The organism is Acetobacter tropicalis (assembly GCF_030644465.1).
Taxonomy (GTDB): Bacteria; Pseudomonadota; Alphaproteobacteria; order Acetobacterales; family Acetobacteraceae; genus Acetobacter; species Acetobacter tropicalis.
The window spans coordinates 2,302,882-2,322,502 of the sequence record NZ_JAUYUW010000001.1 but is presented as its reverse complement, the minus strand read 5'-3'; the positions used below and the strand labels follow the sequence as shown (position 1 = coordinate 2,322,502).

Sequence of the window (19,621 nt, the reverse complement as noted above, 5' to 3'; positions counted from 1 at the left end):
GAGGCACGTAGGAGCGCCTCCCTTTTTTTACTTCACAGAAAATCCTGTGACCTCCCGGCTTCTTTAGAGTCGGAGGGTTACGATGCTTTGCCGCCATAAACAGCCGTAAGGCTGGCCGCACCAAGACTATGATGATGCACCATGAAACCAACCAGAGCCGGGCTCGACTCTGCGGTTACGTCCAGTTGAAGCACATCCAGCGCATGCACCGTAAAAACATAATGATGCACTGGTCCGGGCGGAGGAGCTGCCCCACCATAACCCGGCACGCCAAAGTCAGTCCGCACCTGCAGGGCCCCTGCGGGGAGCCCGCCTTTGCCTGACCCTGCACCTTCGGGCAGGCTGGTCACGCTTGCAGGAATATTGGCAACCACCCAATGCCACCAGCCGGACCCTGTTGGAGCATCCGGATCATACACTGTGATCACGAAGCTTTTGGTGCCCTCCGGCGCGCCTTTCCACTCCAGCGCGGGGGAAAGATTCTGCCCGGATTGCCCCATGCCGTTGTAAACCTGGGCCTGCGGCAGGGTTGCGCCCTCAGTAAAAGCCGGGCTTGAGAGAACAAACGCCATGGTGTGCTTTTCCTTTGTTACCAGTTGCGGCTGATCAGCCAGAATTCTTCAGACGTCAGGGTAACGGCCTTGCCAGCGTCAGATTCAGCCGCAGCACGGGCCAGAGCTTCAATCCGTTCAATCATGATGATCTTGCGCTGATGCGCTTCAGAAGATTCGTTGCTGGCCTGCAAAACACCCAGGGAGGTTTTGGCTGCTTTGGCAACCCGGTCTGCATCAAGCAATGCGTAAGACATTCTCTTCTCCAAATTTTCTCATACAAACAGGAGTGGACTTTGAACCTCGCCTGCTCGCACTTCAAGACAGGATGAGACGTACCACCCATGCCATCTTTTGCAAAACCCTGCCGCCGCCTTCTGCCCTCTTCCCTGTGGGCCAGACGCCTCAGTGCTCACAAGGTTCAGTTTTCCATCCATCTGCCCTCTGGCGCAGGCGCTGCCTATTGCGTAAACCCATCGGGCCATGAGCGACCGTACAGAAGATTTTGATTTCCACCTGCCCGAAACCCTGATCGCGCAGGAACCTGCCAGACCACGGGAGAACGCCCGCCTGCTGGATGTGCCGCAGGACGGCCCGTTCCATGACCGGCATGTGTCTGATCTCCCCTCCCTGCTGCGCGCGGGTGATCTGCTGGTCGCAAACGATACAGCCGTTATCCGCGCTCAATTGCACGCCTTGCGTGGGGAAGCCCGTATCGGCATCACGCTGGACCGTATTCTGGCCGATGGCACATGGCATGTGCTGGTCCGCAATGCGCGCCGCCTGCGGGTGGGCGATACCCTGACATTTACCGGCAGCCCCCACACTGCCGAGGTTCTGGCGCGGGAAGAGGGTGGCGGAGCCGTGCTCCGGTTCTCAGCAGAAGGCAGCGCCTTTGATGCGTTCCTGAAAGATGTCGGGGCTTTGGCGCTTCCACCCTACATTCACCGCCCACATGGCCCGACGGCGCAGGACGACAAAGACTACGCCACCATTTTTGCCGAACATAAAGGGGCTGTGGCCGCCCCCACGGCGGGACTGCACTTTACGCCCTCCCTGCTGGAAGCAGTTGACGCGACCGGAGCTGAACGCTGCACGCTTACTTTGCATGTGGGTGCAGGCACCTTCCTGCCCGTGCGGGAGAACGATATCTCCAAACACCACATGCATGCTGAACGCGGGATCATCACGCAAGAAACAGCAGAGCGTATCAACGCTGCACGGCAGGCGGGTGGCCGTATTATTGCTGTCGGCACCACAAGCCTGCGCCTTCTGGAAAGCGCTGCGGATGAAACAGGCCGGGTGCATCCGTTTGACGCTGAAACCTCCATTTTCATTCGGCCCGGCTACAAATTCCGGGCAGTGGACATGCTGATGACCAATTTTCATCTGCCACGCTCCACCCTGTTCATGCTGGTCAGCGCCTTTGCCGGAACAGAGCGCATGCGTGCGGCCTATGCCCACGCTGTAAACTCTGGCTACCGTTTCTATTCCTACGGAGATGCCTGCCTGCTGCGGTGCGCCAACCCCATTGATACCTACCGCATTTCTCATCAGACCACTGCCCACCCCACAGGTGCGACCGGAGCCCTTTCATGACCCGTTTCAACTGGACCTGCGAGAGCACGGACGGCAACGCCCGCGCTGGTACCCTGCACACTGCTCACGGCCCCGTTGCCACCCCCACCTTTATGCCCGTGGGCACTGTGGGCACCGTAAAAGCCATGACCATGGATGCGGTGCGATCCACCGGCGCGGGCATTGTTCTGGGCAACACCTACCACCTTATGCTGCGCCCGGGCGCGGAACGGGTACGGCAACTGGGTGGCCTGCACAAATTCATGGACTGGTCCGGCCCGATTCTCACGGATTCTGGCGGCTTTCAGGTCATGTCTCTGGGGGCATTGCGCAAACTGGATCAGGATGGCGTCACCTTCAAATCCCATATTGACGGTTCAACGCATCGCCTGACTCCAGAAAGCTCGACCGACATCCAGCACGCGCTGGATGCCACCATCACCATGTGTTTTGATGAGTGCCCGGCCCTGCCTGCGCCGCCAGAAATCATTGCCAAATCCATGCGCCTATCCATGCGCTGGGCAGCACGCTCCCGCGAGGCTTTTGTGCACCGCGAGGGCTATGGTCAGTTTGGCATTGTGCAGGGCGGCACAGAAACAGACCTACGGGCCGAAAGCGTGAAAGCCCTGACCGACATAGGGTTTGAAGGCTACGCCATTGGCGGCCTTGCCGTTGGCGAAGGGCAGGAATTGATGTTCGCCACACTGGACACCACCGTTCCGCTTATGCCGCAAAATGCGCCTCGCTACCTGATGGGCGTTGGCACGCCTGATGATCTGCTGGGCAGCGTGATGCGTGGCGTGGACATGTTTGACTGCGTCATGCCCACCCGTGCCGGCCGTACAGCCCGCGCTTATACAGAACGTGGCACCCTGAATTTACGCAACGCCCGCCACGCTGGCGATGCACGGCCCATTTCTCCACACTGTGACTGTCTGGCCTGTTCACGCCACAGCCGCGCCTATCTGCATCATCTATTCCGTGCGAATGAAATTCTGGGCCCCATGCTGCTGACATGGCATAATATCGCCTATTATCAGCGACTGATGCGCCAGATACGCCAAGCCATTCTGGAAGGCCGACTGGAAACGCTGGCTACACAGCTTCGGGCTGAATGGGCCGCAGAAGACTGGACAGAAGATGAAATGCCACAACCGGTCATCCCATCCGTTCCTTGAGACTTCTCCCTTCGTTTACAGGATGCGGAAATACTCTCTCTTATGGGCAGCACCCCCTGCGGCTCATCTTGCCTTAGCATCCGCACCTCCCTTTTTCTCAGTACAAGCCCAAACAGGTTGGGCAGACAGTGGCACCTCTCTTGCCTGACCCACACACCTCTTCTTCCCAGCCCTCCGCCCACATGGAGAAACTCGCCACCCGTATTCGGGACAAAGCGCTGGCGCTAGGGTTTGATGCCATTGGCTTTTGCCCCGCACATCTGGGACCGGAGGTACGCGACCGGCTGACCGATTTTCTGGCCAATGGCTATCAAGGGGAAATGGACTGGCTTGCGGAGCGCACGGAGCAGCGTACGCATCCGCAGGATTTATGGCGAGAAGCTCGCAGTGTGATTGCTCTCGGCGTGTCCTACGCCCCAGAGGACGATGCTCTGGCAACCCTGCGCCAGCCAGATCGCGGCAACATTTCCGTCTATGCCCGCCACCGCGATTACCATGACCTGATAAAAGGCATGCTGAAACACCTAGCCCAGTTTGTGGTCAAGGAAGGACGGACTGCGCTGGAAGTCCCCACACAGGCACATCCAGCCTTGGAAACGCCCCAGGTGAAGGTCTTTGTCGATACCGCGCCTGTTTCCGAAAAACCTTTAGCAGAAAAGGCAGGATTAGGGTGGCAAGGCAAACACACCAACCTTGTTTCCCGCGCGCATGGAAGCTGGCTTTTCCTGGGTGAGATTTATACTACCCTAGAGCTTCCGCCCTCCGCACCTTCGGGCGGAAGCTGCGGGAGTTGCACCCGCTGCCTGACCGCCTGCCCCACACAGGCCTTTCCAGAACCATACAAAATGGATGCACGGCGCTGCATTTCCTACCTGACCATTGAGCATTCCGGCCCAATACCGCATGCTTTGCGCCCTGCCATTGGCACACATATTTATGGGTGTGATGATTGTCTGGCCGTCTGCCCCTGGAACCGCTTTGCCCAGACCTCCCGCCAGATCAAACTGCATCCCCGGGCAGACCTGATTGCACCAGAGCTGACCACCTTGAGCCAACTGGATGATACGGCGTTCCGCCAAATGTTTTCCGGTTCTCCCATCAAACGTATTGGCCGTAACCGCTTTGTGCGCAACGTGCTGATTGCTATTGGCAACAGCCGCACCCCTTCCCTGTTACCCCACGCCGAAAATTTGCTAACAGACCCTGATCCGGTCGTTACGGACGCCGCCCAATGGGCCACCCTCCGCCTGAAAGAACACCAGCCATGAGTTTGCATTTACGCAAACGTAGCCTTATCCTTTCCGGACACGATACAAGCGTGGCACTGGAACAGGAGTTCTGGCAGGTTCTGGAGGAAATGGCACAGGCAACCCAACAGCCTCTTCCGGCTCTGGTTGCACAGGTGGATTCAGAACGCCTTCCTCCGCACTCTCTGGCTTCTGCCTTAAGGGTTCATGCTCTCAACTGGTTACGCAAAAAAGTCATGGAGAGGCAAGAGGACACCCCTCCTCACACCATCCAAAAAAATTACGATCCCTGATGGTTTTTTATCAATTTTCCATTCCATTATAACGGATTATTCAAAGACCGCCATACACTGAGATTGCAGTTTCAAAAGTCTGGGGTGAGAATTATCAAAACGCTTTAGAGTTTAAAGTATCATTTTGCGCCCACACTACGATGATATTAAAGACAACACATTCTGCAATAAAAAAACATCAATTTTCGTCAGATAATTTTTGAAATGACCTCTGACTGAGTGAGAAACTACCGTCCGGCATCCCCACGAGCACGGTATTTCTTCCCTGCATTCCCTCCTCCTTATCATCTTCCTACGTTGGGCGCCCACTTTCTGAGTGCCCCGATTAAACCAAAGACTCATCTCTCAAACTTTGCATAAAATTTTACTTTTAATTTCAAAGTTAATTTCCTATGCTCTGTCCATGGTTACTGACAGCCATTCCCTTCCGCTCCCTTGTGAGATGCGCCATGATCCAAGACAATCACTCTCTGCAACAGGACATCAGTTTTCTGCGTGCACTTGCTGAAGCCGGACAGCATACGCCCCTTACCTTTGGCCCTTTCCTTCTTGCAGGAGGCCTGATTTTTGGTGTTGCTTCCGCTGTCGCTTGGGCAGCCTCCCTGCACCTTTTAGGTTTTGGACCAGATGCCATCATATGGATTTATGGTGTGGCAATGGCGGTTCACTGCGCTTGTATTTTCATTCTTGCACGGACAACACCCGTTACAGGTGCAGCCTCCTTCATGAATCAGGCCATGGCACAGGTCTGGCAATCCATTGGCTGGTGCATTCTTACGGTTTTCCTTGCCGGGCTGCTTATCATGTGGCGATGCCAGACAACGCTGGTCTGGGCGCTGTTTCCCTCGCTCATTCTGGGGCTTTACGGCACAGGCTGGTTAGTTGCAGCCTTGATTTCCGGCCAGAAGTGGCTGCAAATTGTTGCCGCTTCCTCTTTCATTGGGGCTCTTCTGTCTGCAATTTTCATCAACAGCCCATATCTTTTCCTGCTTTATGGCGGTTTGCTCGTGCTTCTTTTGGCGGTGCCCGGCGGTGTGCTGATGCGCAAACATAACGCGACTGCTTAAGAACCCATGTTTTCCTTTGATATTCATGACCTGGATGAAACCATTCATGGGCGGGTGCGGCTGGGCATCATGACCTTTCTGGCATCAACAGGCACGGCAGATTTCACAACTCTCAAGGCGCATCTTCAGGTTTCAGATGGCAATCTGTCCACGCATCTCAGAAAACTGGAAGAAGCCGACTACATCCTGCAAAATAAAAGCTTTGCAGGACGACGCCCCCTCACCCAGCTCAGCCTGACAGAGAAAGGGCGCAAAGCCTACATTGCGTATCTGGACGCCATAAGCCGCCTGATTTCCATGACGGACCCCAAAGCATAAATGGCCTGCACAGAAGAAAGCCTCTCGTGTTTTCTTCTATGCCCAAAGTTCTGTGCTGATACAGACCAGAAAAGCCTGATCCCTTTTTTCGCGGCATTCGCCCTGTTCCCCGCCTTATTGCGTAAAGATCGCCATGGCAGCGTTGCCGCTAGATTGCCTTCTCTTGCAGGCCATCTGCTTGCTATGGTGTTTGCAAGGCTGAAACCGGGTACCATATGGTACTCACAGCAGACATGGTTGAAGCGAGCAGAATGGCTATTTGGGGTAAAATTTTTGGTGGCGTTGCCGGGTTTGCCATGGGAGGCCCCGTGGGAGCAGCTCTGGGCACAGCTCTGGGGCATGCCGCGGATAAAGGCACCTTGCTCCAGCCCCCCACAGGAGGGTGGAGTGACCGCTGGGCGGCCCGTGCTCATCCGGACCCCAACGGTGCGGCAACTTTTATGGCGGCCAAACTGGCCGCCGCCATGGGTAAGAAAGAACAGCTTTATGGCCTGAGCAGCGTGATTCTGTGCGCCAAGCTGGCCAAATGTGATGCTCCCGTAAATCGGCGAGAAATCAACGCCTTCAAGGCACGCTTTCGGGTACCCCCGGAAAACATGCGCGAGCTTGGCCGGCTGTTTGATATGTCCCGCCAGCGCACGGATGATTATGAAGCCTTTGCCCGTGAACTGGGACAAGCCTACGCTGATGATAAACAGCCGCTTGAAGACCTTCTGGCCATCCTGTTCACCATTGCCCGCGCTGATGTGGCCGCTGATGAGCCATTGACCAAGGAAGAAACCCGCTTCCTGCAACGTGTCCACGCGTTATTCGGGCTGAGCAAAGGGGCGTGGGAACGTGCAGAACAGGGCCGCGCCCGCCCCGCTATGGCAGAAGAAGACGCTTATGTGATCATGGGCGTGGAGGCCTCTCTCTCCAACGAAGAGATTCGCGCGCACTGGAAAACACTGGTTCGCCAATATCACCCGGATGTGATGTCAGCCCGCAACGCAACACCTGCCGAAATTGCGGAGGCTTCTGCCCGGATTTCTCGTATTAACGCAGCGTGGGACCTCATCAAACGGGAACGCGGCCTGTAAGCTGCATCTTGCACAGCAGAGAGTTTAAAGTGCGCCTGTTGTGGTCGGTCTTCAGAGACTCCTCCGTGACTGCGGCATTCAGGCAACAGAAAACAGAAAAATCACACCTTGCGATGAACCGAAGGGCCAGAGAGGCGCTTTTTTTCCTCTACCCTGCCTCACGCGCAGAGAAGCCCTGCATTGCGTAGCGCCGTTCTCGTGGTAGACAAGGCGGCAGGATAGGCCTGCCATACGGTCAGGTCAGATTAAGGATGCGTCACAGGGTGAAGGTGAAGGCGGCAATGAATTCAGGACGGAACGGTATGCGGCTCCGCCCTCGCGGTCAGGCACAGAATGGTCAGACCCGGGCAGGCTTTTCGGCTTATCGCCGTTTCTCCACCCGCTCTTCTCTTCTTGCCGTTTCCCTTCTGGCGCTGGCCGGGTGCAGCAGCATCCGCACGCCTCCCCCCAAAGACCCCGACGCTTTAGCCGAATACAAGCAGGCGAATGACCCCTACGAGCCCCTGAACCGCAAGGTCTACAACCTGACCATGACGTTCGATAAATGGGCGCTGCGGCCGGTAGCCAAGGCCTATGTATGGGCCGTGCCCCGCCCTGTGCGGAATTCACTGGGCAACATGATCACCACCATGAACGAGCCCTCTGTCTTCTTTAACGATGTTGGCGCAGGTAAGCCACGCCGCGCGGGGGATGCGTTTGTACGCTGGTGCATCAATATGTCAGTCGGCCTTGGCGGGCTGATTGATGTCGCCAAAATGGCCGGATATCCTCATCATGATAATGATGGCGGGATGACGCTGGCCAACTGGGGCATTCCCTCTGGCCCTTACCTGTTCCTGCCAATGGGTCCATCCTCAATCCGTGACGGAATTGGTTACGGGATTGACCAGGGGCTTTCCCCTTGGAACTATGTACCTCGTGGATATGGGCTGATCAGCTTCAACTGGGCCTATAACATGATGGGCATTGTGCACGGCCGTTCAGAACATCTGGATGAGCTGGACGCACTGCAACGTGATGCTCTGGACCCCTACGCCACCATCCGCAGCGCGTATCAGCAGCAGCGCAAAGCCCAGATTGAAGCTATCAAGAACGACCACCGGGCGACTGTGCCTTTGTGGTACCATGTCAAAAATAAACAACAAGGGTAGCACTGACATGACATTCCTCTCTGGCCGCCGCTTTCTTCTGGGTGCCTTTGCCATGGTCTGTGCAGGTAGCCTTTCTATCCTGCCCGCACATGCAGCTCAGAATACCCGCCTGTTTATTCAGGATTTCGGCAACAAGCTGGTCGCAATTGTGAACAGCCCGGTTTCTCTTTCTGAAAAAAAGGAAAGGGTCATGCCGCTTATCCAGCAGAACGTGGATATTGATGGCATTGGCCGCTATTGCCTTGGCCGTTACTGGAAAGCGGCCACCCCTGCCCAGCAGAAAGAATATCTGGGCCTGTTCCACCAGGTTCTGGTGAACGCCATTACAGATAAACTGGGTGATTACCGCGGTGTAAGCTTCACCATTGGCAACGTGACCAAATCTGGTGAAGATGATGCCGTTGAGGCCACCCTTCTCCGCCCGCAGCAGCCCCCCGCAACCATGCAGTGGATTGTGAACAACTCCTCCAAAGTAGTGGACGTAATTGGGGAAGGTGCCAGCCTGCGCCTGACGCAGCGGCAGGATTACTCTTCCTACATTGCCCGCAATGGGGGGAGCGTAGATGCGTTGATCGGCGCTCTGAAGCGCCAGATTGCACACCACACAACCGCCGCCACGCAGCAGTAAGCCTCTTTTTCAACCTTTTACGGTTGAATGACCAAGCGCCACTCTTCTGGAGTGGCGCTTTTTTTATGCGCCATCCCTTCCCCTTTTTTGAACGTTCCACATCGGAAGGAACCTCTTCTCCTCTTTCGTTCTTTTAAGGCACACGATGACAAAGAACTGAGCGAGACAGGACTGGACGGGAAAAGGCACAATCATGATTTTTCTCCGCATTTTCCTTGGACACAGGCGGGCATTCTTCCAGCCCTGTGCGGCCCTGACAGGTATCTTGCTCCTGTGTCCTCTGCCCTCTGAAGCTGGGTCTTCGCCTGCCTCTCGTTTTCAGGGATGTCCGGCAAATGGGCAGACAGGGCCTGTTCCCGCGCCCACACTCTCGCCTTTCACCTTGCCTGCGCCTCTCCCAAAAGGGCTGGCGCTTTATGCCTCGCAAGACCTTGCGGCTGTGGCGCCCGCAGGCTGGCATTGTCTGGAATTATACGGGTCTTCAGGCGCGTTTCTGATGCTCAAACCCGATGCTTTTCCCCAAACAGACTCGACATTGGAAGTCAGAATCAGCGGCCCCGGCATTCAGGTTTCCTCAACGTCCGGCACGACCAGCGGCCGTTTTGACGTGGCCCGCACCATTGCCCGCGCCTTCCCTACACACCAACCCTTTGTGCAATCCGTCATTCAGGAGGGCATAGAACCCGCCAGCCGCTTTCCAACCGGCCCATACCCTGATGACCAGATAACCCGCGAAGGGGATAGGGATATCGCTTTTGTAACGCCAGCCCATACGGTCGGATTCGGCACGGAAAGTCGGCTGACAGCCAACAACACCCCGATCAAAGGCGTGATCCATCTCACCTCGGCGCAGGATCTGATGACGATTCATGTGCGCCTTGCCTCGAACCAGAGCCATCTGACTCAAACAATTATTGATCAGACCCGCAAACTCAATGCGGATTTCGCCCGATAAGTGGCCGCTGCTGCCCTTTACCTTCGAAACGCTTCACTGATTTTGCAGAAAAACAATGTGACTGCCTGAGTCTAAAAGGAAATGTGAGGTTCCAATTTCAGACTAACAGGACGAAATATTGGCGGAAGATGGATGCAAACACCCTTCCAGAAAGACACCATGAGAGACTTTTCAACGCAGCCCTAAAGTCATCTCTTCAGGAAGGCCGGATACTCTCATAGACCACCATGGTCTGGCCATCGCGCTGAAATGTTTCACACTCACGCATCCCGATTCCCTTCAGAATGCTACGGGAAGGAAGATTGGTCTCTTTGGCCACGGCGATAACACGCCGAATGCCCGCATTATGCGTGAAGCTTAAAGCGGCGTTGGCGGCTTCCCGCGCAATACCTCTGCCGCTTGCCCATGGGTACAGGGCGAACCTCAGCCCAAATCCGCGCCCGTCCGGCCTGTCATGAATGCCGGTCATACCCACAAATTTGCCGTGCTCATGGATGGTGAAAATGCCCACTCGGTGGCACGCCCAGAAGGCAATATCATCCGCCATATCCCGCTCGGCCTGCTGACGGGTACAAACCCCGCCCAGCATCTGGCCAAAAGCACCGCCATCGGCTTTCAACCGCACCATGTCTTCCATGTCCCGCCATGTAACGGGCTGCAACACCAAACGGCCAGTGCGGACTGTCCGGGCATCAGACATGGTACGCCCTCCGCACAACGGCAGGGGTACGCGCAAACGCCCCGGCATGGGGCGTCAGACAAGAAAAGAAAAATTTACCTGAGAGCAGACAGGACGGATGCCGCATCAGACACCCATCCAGACCTGATCAGCGGGCGATGGGCCGATAACGGATGCGGCCCGGTTCCGTAGCATCAGCACCCAGACGCCGGCGTTTGTCTTCCTCATAAGCCTGGAAGTTTCCTTCAAACCACTCGACGTGGGAATCCCCTTCAAACGCCAGAATATGCGTTGCCAGACGGTCCAGGAACCAGCGGTCATGGGTAATGACCACGGCACACCCCGGAAATTCTGCCAAGGCTTCTTCCAGCGCACGCAGGGTATCCACGTCCAGATCGTTGGTTGGTTCGTCCAGCAGCAGCACGTTGCTTTCCTTGCGGAGCATCTTGGCCAGATGCACGCGGTTGCGCTCACCACCGGAGAGAATGCCAACCTTTTTCTGCTGGTCTGAGCCCTTGAAGTTGAACGCCCCGACATAAGCACGGGAAGGAACGGCGCGCTTGCCCAGATAAATGACATCCGTCCCGCCGGAAATTTCTTCCCACACGGTTTTGTTGGGGTCCAGATCGTCACGGGACTGGTCAACATATCCCAGCTTTACAGTCTCACCGATTTTCAGCTCACCCGAATCCGGCTTTTCCTGACCCACGATCATCTTGAACAGCGTGGACTTACCGGCACCGTTCGGCCCGATCACCCCGACAATACCACCCGGCGGCAGCTTGAAGCTGAGATCGTCAATCAGCAGACGGTCACCAAACCCTTTGCTGAGGTGATCCGCTTCGATCACCGTGCCACCCAGACGCGGGCCGGGCGCAATGACGATATCCGCCACACCCGTCTGCTTTTCAGCACTCTGGGCCAGCATTTCTTCATATCGCGCAATACGGGATTTGCTCTTGGCCTGACGTGCCTTGGGGCTGGACCCAATCCATTCCTGTTCGGCGGCAAGGGCACGCTGGCGGGCACTTTCTTCCTTTTCTTCCTGTGCCAGACGCTTGCGCTTCTGTTCCAGCCAGGAGGAATAATTGCCTTCAAACGGGATACCGCGACCGCGTTCGATTTCAAGAATCCAGTTGGTCACGTTGTCCAGGAAGTAACGGTCATGGGTGATGACCATCACGGTACCCTGATAATCGTGCAGCGTCTTTTCCAGCCATGCCACGCTTTCTGCGTCCAGATGGTTGGTTGGTTCGTCCAGCAGCAGGATATCAGGTTTTTCAAGAAGCAGGCGGCACAGAGCCACACGGCGGCGTTCGCCACCGGAAAGCTTGTCTACCGGGCTGTCAGCAGGCGGGCAGCGCAGTGCATCCAGCGCGATCTCCAGCTTGCGGTCCAGTTCCCAGCCATCGCCAGCATCAATCTTTTCCTGCAGATCGGCCTGTTCAGCCAGCAGGGCATTCATTTCATCATCTTCCATGGGCTCGGCGAAGCGCATGGAAATCTCATTGAAGCGGTCAACGGCCTTTTTCAGGTCGCCAAAGCCTTGGGCCACGTTCTCGCCAACGGTCAGTTTGGGGTCAAGCTGGGGCTCCTGCTCCAGATACCCGACCTTTACGCCCTCAGCCGCCCAGGCTTCCCCGCCATATTCCTTATCAATCCCCGCCATGATCTTGAGCAGGGTGGATTTACCGGCACCGTTAACGCCCAGAACACCAATTTTCACGCCCGGCAGGAAGGACAGCGTGATGCCTTTGAACACTTCCCGACCACCCGGATAGGACTTGGTCAGATCCTTCATCACATAGACGTATTGATATGGTGCCATGAGATGAACTCCCGCGAATGGACTGGTAAAAAGGCGCCGATAAGGACGTGAAAGGCAAAAACCTGCGCCCGGCAGGACTTGAACCCGCAACCTAGCCGTTATGAGCGGCCCGCTCTAACCAATTGAGCTACGGGCGCGCAGGTGGCTCTCTGATTACGCAACCTGACACATTTGGCAAGAGTTCTGAGTGTGAAAAACAGCCAAAATTCACTCCCTTCTGTTCCGACTTGGCAAGTCGCACCATGGCGGATAGGGTCTGGCATCCGTATTTTACCCATGCTGGAGCAGCCTTATGGACGTGTCGAAACTCTCTCCTGGTAAAGATGTGCCGTTTGACATCAATGTGGTGATCGAAATCCCGCAGGGATCTTCCGTCAAATACGAAATCGACAAGGAAAGCGGCGCCCTGTTTGTGGACCGCTTCCTGTTCACGCCCATGGCCTACCCCACGGCATATGGCTTCATTCCCGGCACACTGGCCGCTGATGGAGACCCGACAGACGCTCTGGTGCTGACCCCCAGCAACGTTGTGCCCGGCTCCGTGATTCGCGCCCGTCCCATCGGTGTGCTGAAGATGGAAGACGAATCCGGCCAGGACGAAAAAATCATCTGCGTCCCGCATGACAAGGTTCACCCGCAGTTCAGCAAAGTGGAAAGCGTGCAGGATCTGCCGGAAATCACCGTCAAGGCGATTGAGCACTTCTTCACCCGCTACAAGGATCTGGAACCCGGCAAATGGGTGAAAGTGACCGGCTGGGGCACCCGTGAAGAAGCTGGTGACTTCATCCGCACTGGCGTGGAAGAAGCCAAAAAGGCCAAATAAAGCGTTTTCGCCTTTCCCTATGGCCAGGCAAGGCCGCAGGATGACCTGAGAAAACCGGAGCCGGTGGCCGTATGCCCCCTCCGGTTTTTTTATGACTTACGCTCACATCAAATCCAATCTCACACTTTGGGTGTGAGATATCTTACTGAAACACAGGATTATCAAACGAGGAAGAGAAGGCAACACTCACACCATTGCACCTGCCAAGGTTGATTTGTCCCATGCCTGACCTCTCTCCTGTTTCACTGCACCCCAAGCGCCAGCCAGTCCTTTTTCTGCCGCATGGTGGCGGTCCGTGCTTCTTTATGGACTGGCCGGACACATGGGACACCATGGCGGCTTATCTGCGGGACATCCCTCACACTCTGCCCCAGAAACCGGATGCCATTCTGGTGATCTCTGGCCATTGGGAGACTCGTGTTCCAACAGTTACGTCTGGCACACAGCCTCCGCTGATTTATGATTATTATGGGTTTCCTCCCCATACCTATCATCTGAAGTATGATGTACCGGGCTCGCCCGAATTGGCGGAAACGGTGCAACATTTACTGAAAGACGCAGGCATACCGGCGGAAGCAGACGCTGAACGTGGTTTGGACCACGGAGTCTTCATTCCGTTTATGCTGGCGTTTGAAAAAGCCGATATTCCCGTTGTTGAACTCTCGCTCCAACAGGATATGGACCCGGCCCTGCATCTGCGCATCGGGCAGGCGCTCGCCCCGCTCCGTGACCAAAATATCCTGATTGTGGGCACAGGCATGACCTACCACAATCTGCGCCACTTCATGGCGGCGAACCCACAGTCCGATGATGCATCCCATCAGTTCGATACGTGGCTGGCCGATGCTGTGACCCAACCGGCAACCTTACGCAATCAGGCCCTCATTCAATGGGAAGATGCACCATCCGCGCGCATCTGCCACCCCAGAGAAGAACATCTCCTTCCTCTCATGGTCGTCGCAGGGGCTGCGGGCACCGATGGAGGCGTGCGGACCTATAGTGACACGGTCATGGGTAAATCTCTCTCCGGCTTTACCTTCGGAGGCTGATCTTTTTTCCCCGGCAGAGCACGAACCGGACGGTCTTGCGTTACGCAACACGAACAGTCTGCCCCTCTGCCTCTTTTTCCTCACCATCAACCAAGGACATTCCTTCATGTCTAAACGTATCTTTGCATGCTCTCTTGCCGTCATCGGGATGGCTACCTCTCTCGGCATGGCTCTGGCTGACAGTGCGCCCCAGCACGTTCAAAGCGGCACCTACAAGGTTGAGCCGGGCCATACGCAGGTTGTGTTTTCCCTGCTGCATTTCGGCTTTACCAATTATTCTGGCCTATTCTCCGGAGCCAGCGGTTCCCTCACTTTGGACAGCGCGCATCCGGCGGCCTCCAAACTAACCATTTCCGTACCGGTCAGCAGTGTTCAGACCACCAGCGACAGGCTGACAGAAGAACTGAAAGGCGCTGACTGGCTGGACGCTGGCAAATATCCCACCGCCACCTTTGTCTCCACCCAGGTCACACCGGATGGCAAAGGGGGTGCTTCCATTACCGGTAACTTTACTCTGCATGGCGTGACCCGGCCCCTGACACTCCAAGCCCACTATGTAGGCTCTGGTGTAAACCCGATGGACAAAGCCTATACGGTCGGCTTTCAGGCCACCGGGGTTATCAAACGCAGCGAATTTGGCGTGAAAACGTACGTGCCAATGGTGGGGGATGATGTCACCCTCACTCTGGCAGGCGCATTTGAAAAACAGAATTAATCTGTCTCCCCATCCGTGTTCCAGCGGATGGGGTTTTCCAGCCTCTTCATTCTGAGGCGCTTACACGCAAAAATAACGCGGTTTCCTCTCTCCTTTCCGCGTCTGTCCCCGGGCTTGGTTTTCCTCTTAAGTCTCTGGATTAAAGAGAAAAATACATAATCTTGCATTTTTTTACCCAAACCCTGTTGCCAAACGAAAAATCCCCGTTATAAAGCCCCTCATACCGACGCACACTACTGGTAAGCGTCTGGACTGCGGGTGTAGCTCAGTTGGTTAGAGCGCCGGCCTGTCACGCCGGAGGTCGCGGGTTCGAGCCCCGTCACTCGCGCCACTTTCTCATTTAAAATTCTATCAAAATGAGCAAGGGCGCGTTTCTACGTGGCTTTGATAGCAGCCGGATTTTCCAGCTTCGCTGTTTCCTTGCTTATTGATAATATGGACACCAGAGCTGAGGCTATTTCTGCCACCGCCTTATGTGCCCGAACTCTCTCACAGTGATACTCCAAGAGAGACCCCTAGAACATTAACAACCTATTTCCTGATACCTGCTGAGGGAAGCTTTGCTCGGGACGAAACAATCACTTTCCCTTTTTATCCAAGCAAACCTCCCTATCCTTTTGAGCTATTCTGTCTCAAATAAAAAACCTCGGCACCCCACCCCTACACACGAAAGCTCTGAGGCCCTACTAAAGGAAGGCCCTTCGCTCACGCGGTTAGCAGGCAGGATGTGCCGAGGTTTTTGAGGCTGAAAAGACGCCGCCCGATAGCGGACGGAGCGTCAATCACCCAGAGCAGCAGCGCCTTCTACAGCCACAGCAACGGCATGCACCGTCGCAGCAATACGGGCGGCGGTCTGAACAGCTTCTGCACCCAATGCGTCGCGCACAATTTTCTCGTGGCTGGTCACGCACAGGTCACATCCGTTGATGACGGACACAGCCAAGGACCACAGTTCAAAATCCGCTTTTTCCACTCCGGGCCGCGCAATAACGCTCATACGCAGTTGGGCAGGCATCTTGGCATAATCACCACCAGCCATATGCACAAAGCGATAGTAAATGTTATTCATACCCATAATGGCAGCGGCAGCCTTGGCGGCGGTCAATGCTTCGGCAGAGAGCTTGCCGCCAAATTCTGCAACAATGGCCTTGGTCACCTCATCATTGCGAGACGCGATGGCAGACGCAACAAACGTACCGGCAAGCTGCTGCGGTGTCAGCGTAATATCATTGGCAAGAGAGCTGAGATTTAACCTCAGATCCTTCGCGTAATCGGGAATACGATCCTTCAGGGCATCAAGGGACATTGGTCAATCCGCAGAAAATGAAAGGGAAACAGAAAAAGCAAGACATATGGACGCCGGTGCAGCACACCTGACACAAACCCTCCGTCAACAGCGAAGGCCCGGCGTAAACCATAGGAATAACCCGCATGGGCGGGAAGGCTCAGGCTTCTACTCCCATCATAACCGGAGCAGACTACCCTGAGACAGAGCCTCCACAGCGACACGAAACCGCTGCGAAAGCCCTGGCCAGACCAAAGCCATCACTGGCATGATCTGGCTGATAAAGCAGAAGGATCAGACTTTGATGAAGTCGTCACCCTTCTTCCAGTTGCAGGGGCACAGTTCGTCGCTCTGCAGGCCATCCAGAATACGCACGATTTCCTGCGGGTTACGACCCACGGACAGATCGTTCACGGACACGTGGCGAATGACGCCGTGCGGGTCCACGACAAAGGTTGCGCGCAGGGCCACACCGGCATCCTTCGCCATCACGCCCGTGCCTTCTGTCAGCTCACGCTTGATGTCAGCCAGCATCGGGATCGAGAGATCCTTCAGGTCTTCGTTGTGCAGGCGCCAGTTAAGGTGCACGAACTCGCTATCGATGGACACACCGTAAACAACGGCATCACGATCAGCGAAGTCTTTGGACAGCTTGCCAAATGCCACGATTTCCGTGGGGCAAACGAACGTAAAGTCTTTCGGCCAGAAGAAGACAACCTTCCATTTGCCAGCGTCAGACTTGTCAGAAATCTGAACGAATTCGCCCTTCAGCCCTTCGGGACCACCCGGAACAGCGGTCAGATCAAAGCTCGGAAATTTATCACCAACGGTCAGCATCAGATTGCTCCTTATATGTTGGGCATATGTTACAGCGGCACATGCGCACCGCTGCCGCGGAAGTATCTATGGCGCGATGCGTCCATTCATGCCAATGAATATTTTATATCAAAACAATCGGAATGATCGATTAACAATCCCCCTCCTGTTCTTCAAAAGAGAATCATGTCTGCGCATCTGCTGCCAGCCGTAAACGTGTGAGGTCTGCCATGCTTCCCCTCCCTTCTGCCCAGCAACTTCGCTACCTGATTGCCCTTTCAGAACTCCGTCATTTTGGCAGGGCGGCGGCAGCCTGCGCCGTGACGCAATCCACGCTTTCGGCAGGCATTATGGCGCTCGAACGCCAGCTTGACGCCCAGCTTCTGGACCGCACTGTGGGAAAGAAAGTGGTCTTCACACCTCTGGGGCATGACATTGCCAATAAGGGCCGGCAGGCGCTGGAAGCGCTGGAAGCCGTGCCGCAACTGGCCGCTGCCGCCCGTACACCACTGACAGGCGCGCTACGGCTAGGCATTATTCCGACAATTGGCCCTTTTCTCCTGACGCCGCTGGTCAAAATCATCCGGCTGCGCTTCCCTCAGATTGTACTCTCCCTGACAGAAGACACAACCGAACATCTATTGGAGAAACTGTCCCTCGGGCGGCTGGATATGCTGGTGCTGGCCATGCCCTGCCTGTGTGATGGCACGGAAACGCTCCCCCTGTGGCAGGACCCGTTTCATGTTGTCATGCCGGAAGGCCACGACCTGAGCCACCTCACGCATGTGCCGGTGGAGCGCCTGGAAAACCAGCGCATGATCATGATGGAAGATGGCCACTGCCTGCGGGAGCAGACGCTCGCTGTCTGCCGCCAGGGCCGAGGATGGGACAGTTCGGACGGAGAAGGCGACTCCACATTCACAGCCACATCACTCCAGACCATGGTTGAAATGGTGGAACTGTCTCTGGGCATTGGGGTCGTGCCCGCATTGGCTATTGAGAACGGCCTTCTTCAGAATCATCGTGTTGTCGCCCGCCCGCTTTCCGGCGGTCCGGTGTGGCGCACCATCGGGCTGGCATGGCGCCCACGCTCCCCGCGCGCGGCGGATTTCCATACTCTGGCTTCAGCTTTTGCCACCCTTGCGCCCGCCAACCGGGAAACACCCAGGCCGGACCTTTCCGCAATCGGGAAAAAAGACACGGCCAGATCCAAATAAAACGGCAAGAAACCAGACCCAGAAGAAGAAATTCCGTCCGGAACTCTTGAGAAACATTGACTCGTACAGGCGGGGCCGGTATGTGCCCACTCAACTTGTTTCCAGTTCCTTAAGCATCGGCGGAGTAAAACGGGCCATGAAAATCAGAAACAGCCTGAAGTCAGCCAAGGTGCGCGATAAAGATTGCCGTGTCGTGCGGCGTCGCGGCCGGGTTTACGTCATCAACAAGAAGAACCCCCGCATGAAGGCTCGTCAGGGCTGATCCATGCCATCTCCGGCCTCTTCCGGCTGGCGTTTGACGCATGACATGCGCGCAACCCGTTTTTCCGCACGCCGGAGAAACGGGTTTTTGCATTTGCGCTCCCGTTTTCTGATACTCCTCATGGCTGGTTCCTGCCTGCTTGCCTCTGCCGGGCAGATAGTGGCAGCCCCCACTTCCACGGCACATCCACCGGCTTCCGCTGGCCCAGCCCCTTCCTCCGCCCCAGCCAAGGCTCCCACGCCTCCGCCCGCGGCTACATCAGCACCTCAGCAGAGCAGCCACGATAACAAGCCTTCTGCACCTTCTGCCAAGAAACTGACCCGTCAGGACCGGATCGGCCTGTTGGCAGACCAGCTTGCCCACGCCAAGACGCCAGAAGAAGCCCATACGCTGGAAGACATGCTGGAAACCCTTCGTTCTGCCGGGCTTTCCCCCACAACCCAGCTTCTACTGCGTCGTGCACAGAAAGATGTGTCTGCGGAAAAACCAGATAACGCTGTGGACGATATGGGAGACGCCATAGCTCTCCAGCCAGAGCAGGCCATTCTCTGGCGCTCACGCGCCCAGATGCGTCTGGTCGCCGGAGATCTGGCTGGAGCCGTGCAGGATCTGGGCGCGGCCCTCCAGCGGGACCCGAAAGATGCCCAGAGCTGGAACCTGCTGACAACAGTTGAAGAGCACCGCAATGATGGTCAGGCTGCGCTGAAAGCTTGGCAGAAAATGCTGGATCTCAATCCCATGGCGGACAAAAATCACAAGCGCCTGGATGCGCTCCGCATCAAAGCCTTCGGCCAGCCCACCTGAGATACGCCCGTTCTATACGAGAGCGGTTTGAAACATCTGGCAGATCGGCCCCACAAATCTGTTTGGGACCGAGGATGTTGGATACTCGTCCCGATGGC

Annotated in this window: 22 protein-coding genes and 2 tRNA genes; 17 read left to right on the top strand and 7 right to left on the bottom strand. The window is 56.0% G+C overall.

Annotated features, from left to right (window positions below; all coding sequences use genetic code 11):
* Nucleotides 1–77: 77 nt before the first annotated feature.
* Both QWU00_RS10560 and QWU00_RS10555 read right to left on the bottom strand, forming a co-directional pair.
* Complete coding sequence (locus QWU00_RS10560) at nt 78–572, bottom strand: kinase inhibitor (RefSeq protein WP_035382448.1); 495 nt, start codon at nt 570–572, stop codon at nt 78–80.
* 17 nt (nt 573–589) lie between these two features.
* Nucleotides 590–808, bottom strand: a complete 219-nt coding sequence (locus QWU00_RS10555; protein WP_035382449.1) for a hypothetical protein — start codon at nt 806–808, stop codon at nt 590–592.
* A 226-nt stretch (nt 809–1,034) separates the two neighbouring features.
* Between QWU00_RS10555 and queA the strand changes: the two genes are divergently transcribed.
* The 10 genes from queA (at nt 1,035) to QWU00_RS10505 (ending at nt 10,045) form a co-directional block, all read left to right on the top strand.
* Nucleotides 1,035–2,150, top strand: a complete 1,116-nt coding sequence (queA, locus tag QWU00_RS10550) for a tRNA preQ1(34) S-adenosylmethionine ribosyltransferase-isomerase QueA (RefSeq protein WP_035382450.1) — start codon at nt 1,035–1,037, stop codon at nt 2,148–2,150.
* Nucleotides 2,147–3,307, top strand: a complete 1,161-nt coding sequence (gene tgt, locus QWU00_RS10545; RefSeq protein WP_035382451.1) for a tRNA guanosine(34) transglycosylase Tgt — start codon at nt 2,147–2,149, stop codon at nt 3,305–3,307. The genes queA and tgt overlap by 4 nt, the downstream gene beginning before the upstream one ends.
* Before the next feature lie 182 nt (nt 3,308–3,489).
* Nucleotides 3,490–4,575, top strand: a complete 1,086-nt coding sequence (queG, locus tag QWU00_RS10540) for a tRNA epoxyqueuosine(34) reductase QueG (protein ID WP_035382505.1) — start codon at nt 3,490–3,492, stop codon at nt 4,573–4,575.
* The gene (locus QWU00_RS10535; RefSeq protein WP_035382452.1) at nt 4,572–4,847 is read left to right on the top strand and encodes a ribbon-helix-helix domain-containing protein; all 276 of its coding nucleotides are present in this window, start codon (nt 4,572–4,574) and stop codon (nt 4,845–4,847) included. The genes queG and QWU00_RS10535 overlap by 4 nt, the downstream gene beginning before the upstream one ends.
* A gap of 449 nt (nt 4,848–5,296) precedes the next feature.
* Entirely contained in the window at nt 5,297–5,914 is a 618-nt protein-coding gene (locus QWU00_RS10530) for a hypothetical protein (RefSeq protein WP_150395594.1), read from the top strand.
* A gap of 6 nt (nt 5,915–5,920) precedes the next feature.
* The gene (locus QWU00_RS10525) at nt 5,921–6,232 is read left to right on the top strand and encodes a winged helix-turn-helix domain-containing protein (protein ID WP_035382454.1); all 312 of its coding nucleotides are present in this window, start codon (nt 5,921–5,923) and stop codon (nt 6,230–6,232) included.
* 251 nt (nt 6,233–6,483) lie between these two features.
* Complete coding sequence (locus QWU00_RS10520) at nt 6,484–7,311, top strand: TerB family tellurite resistance protein (protein WP_035382506.1); 828 nt, start codon at nt 6,484–6,486, stop codon at nt 7,309–7,311.
* Between the two features lie 281 nt (nt 7,312–7,592).
* Nucleotides 7,593–8,462, top strand: coding sequence for an MlaA family lipoprotein (locus QWU00_RS10515; RefSeq protein WP_035382455.1), 870 nt, complete (start codon nt 7,593–7,595; stop codon nt 8,460–8,462).
* Between the two features lie 7 nt (nt 8,463–8,469).
* Nucleotides 8,470–9,090, top strand: coding sequence for an MlaC/ttg2D family ABC transporter substrate-binding protein (locus tag QWU00_RS10510; protein ID WP_035382456.1), 621 nt, complete (start codon nt 8,470–8,472; stop codon nt 9,088–9,090).
* Nucleotides 9,091–9,283: 193 nt separating this feature from the next.
* Nucleotides 9,284–10,045, top strand: a complete 762-nt coding sequence (locus QWU00_RS10505) for a hypothetical protein (protein ID WP_035382457.1) — start codon at nt 9,284–9,286, stop codon at nt 10,043–10,045.
* A 196-nt stretch (nt 10,046–10,241) separates the two neighbouring features.
* On the opposite strand, the gene QWU00_RS10500 is transcribed toward QWU00_RS10505, so the two are convergent.
* The 3 genes from QWU00_RS10500 to QWU00_RS10490 all read right to left on the bottom strand — a co-directional run bounded on the left by QWU00_RS10500 (nt 10,242) and on the right by QWU00_RS10490 (nt 12,689).
* Entirely contained in the window at nt 10,242–10,745 is a 504-nt protein-coding gene (locus QWU00_RS10500; protein WP_035382458.1) for a GNAT family N-acetyltransferase, read from the bottom strand.
* A 127-nt stretch (nt 10,746–10,872) separates the two neighbouring features.
* Nucleotides 10,873–12,552 carry an energy-dependent translational throttle protein EttA gene (gene ettA / locus QWU00_RS10495; RefSeq protein WP_035382507.1) on the bottom strand — a complete coding sequence of 560 codons (1,680 nt, stop codon included), beginning with the start codon at nt 12,550–12,552 and terminating at the stop codon, nt 10,873–10,875.
* A 63-nt stretch (nt 12,553–12,615) separates the two neighbouring features.
* Nucleotides 12,616–12,689: transfer RNA gene (locus QWU00_RS10490), tRNA-Ile, on the bottom strand.
* A gap of 155 nt (nt 12,690–12,844) precedes the next feature.
* Between QWU00_RS10490 and ppa the strand changes: the two genes are divergently transcribed.
* The 4 genes from ppa (at nt 12,845) to QWU00_RS10470 (ending at nt 15,470) form a co-directional block, all read left to right on the top strand.
* On the top strand, nt 12,845–13,375 hold the full coding sequence (gene ppa / locus QWU00_RS10485; RefSeq protein ID WP_035382459.1) for an inorganic diphosphatase: 531 nt from the start codon (nt 12,845–12,847) through the stop codon (nt 13,373–13,375).
* A gap of 221 nt (nt 13,376–13,596) precedes the next feature.
* Nucleotides 13,597–14,424: a DODA-type extradiol aromatic ring-opening family dioxygenase gene (locus QWU00_RS10480; protein WP_035382460.1), complete on the top strand. Its 828-nt coding sequence runs from the start codon at nt 13,597–13,599 to the stop codon at nt 14,422–14,424.
* A 106-nt stretch (nt 14,425–14,530) separates the two neighbouring features.
* Complete coding sequence (locus QWU00_RS10475) at nt 14,531–15,139, top strand: YceI family protein (protein WP_035382461.1); 609 nt, start codon at nt 14,531–14,533, stop codon at nt 15,137–15,139.
* 254 nt (nt 15,140–15,393) lie between these two features.
* Nucleotides 15,394–15,470 (top strand) — tRNA-Asp (locus tag QWU00_RS10470).
* A 447-nt stretch (nt 15,471–15,917) separates the two neighbouring features.
* Here the strand turns inward: QWU00_RS10470 and QWU00_RS10465 are convergent.
* Both QWU00_RS10465 and QWU00_RS10460 read right to left on the bottom strand, forming a co-directional pair.
* Nucleotides 15,918–16,445, bottom strand: a complete 528-nt coding sequence (locus tag QWU00_RS10465) for a carboxymuconolactone decarboxylase family protein (RefSeq protein ID WP_035382462.1) — start codon at nt 16,443–16,445, stop codon at nt 15,918–15,920.
* Nucleotides 16,446–16,718: 273 nt separating this feature from the next.
* A complete protein-coding gene (locus QWU00_RS10460) occupies nt 16,719–17,261 on the bottom strand; it encodes a peroxiredoxin (RefSeq protein ID WP_006558198.1) in 543 nt (180 codons plus the stop codon).
* Between the two features lie 209 nt (nt 17,262–17,470).
* On the opposite strand from QWU00_RS10460, the gene QWU00_RS10455 reads away from it, so the two are divergent.
* From QWU00_RS10455 to QWU00_RS10445, 3 genes are all read left to right on the top strand, one after another.
* On the top strand, nt 17,471–18,457 hold the full coding sequence (locus tag QWU00_RS10455; protein ID WP_006558199.1) for a hydrogen peroxide-inducible genes activator: 987 nt from the start codon (nt 17,471–17,473) through the stop codon (nt 18,455–18,457).
* 136 nt (nt 18,458–18,593) lie between these two features.
* Nucleotides 18,594–18,719 carry a type B 50S ribosomal protein L36 gene (gene ykgO / locus QWU00_RS10450; protein WP_003625637.1) on the top strand — a complete coding sequence of 42 codons (126 nt, stop codon included), beginning with the start codon at nt 18,594–18,596 and terminating at the stop codon, nt 18,717–18,719.
* A 3-nt stretch (nt 18,720–18,722) separates the two neighbouring features.
* Nucleotides 18,723–19,523 carry a tetratricopeptide repeat protein gene (locus QWU00_RS10445; protein ID WP_035382463.1) on the top strand — a complete coding sequence of 267 codons (801 nt, stop codon included), beginning with the start codon at nt 18,723–18,725 and terminating at the stop codon, nt 19,521–19,523.
* Nucleotides 19,524–19,621 lie beyond the last annotated feature (98 nt).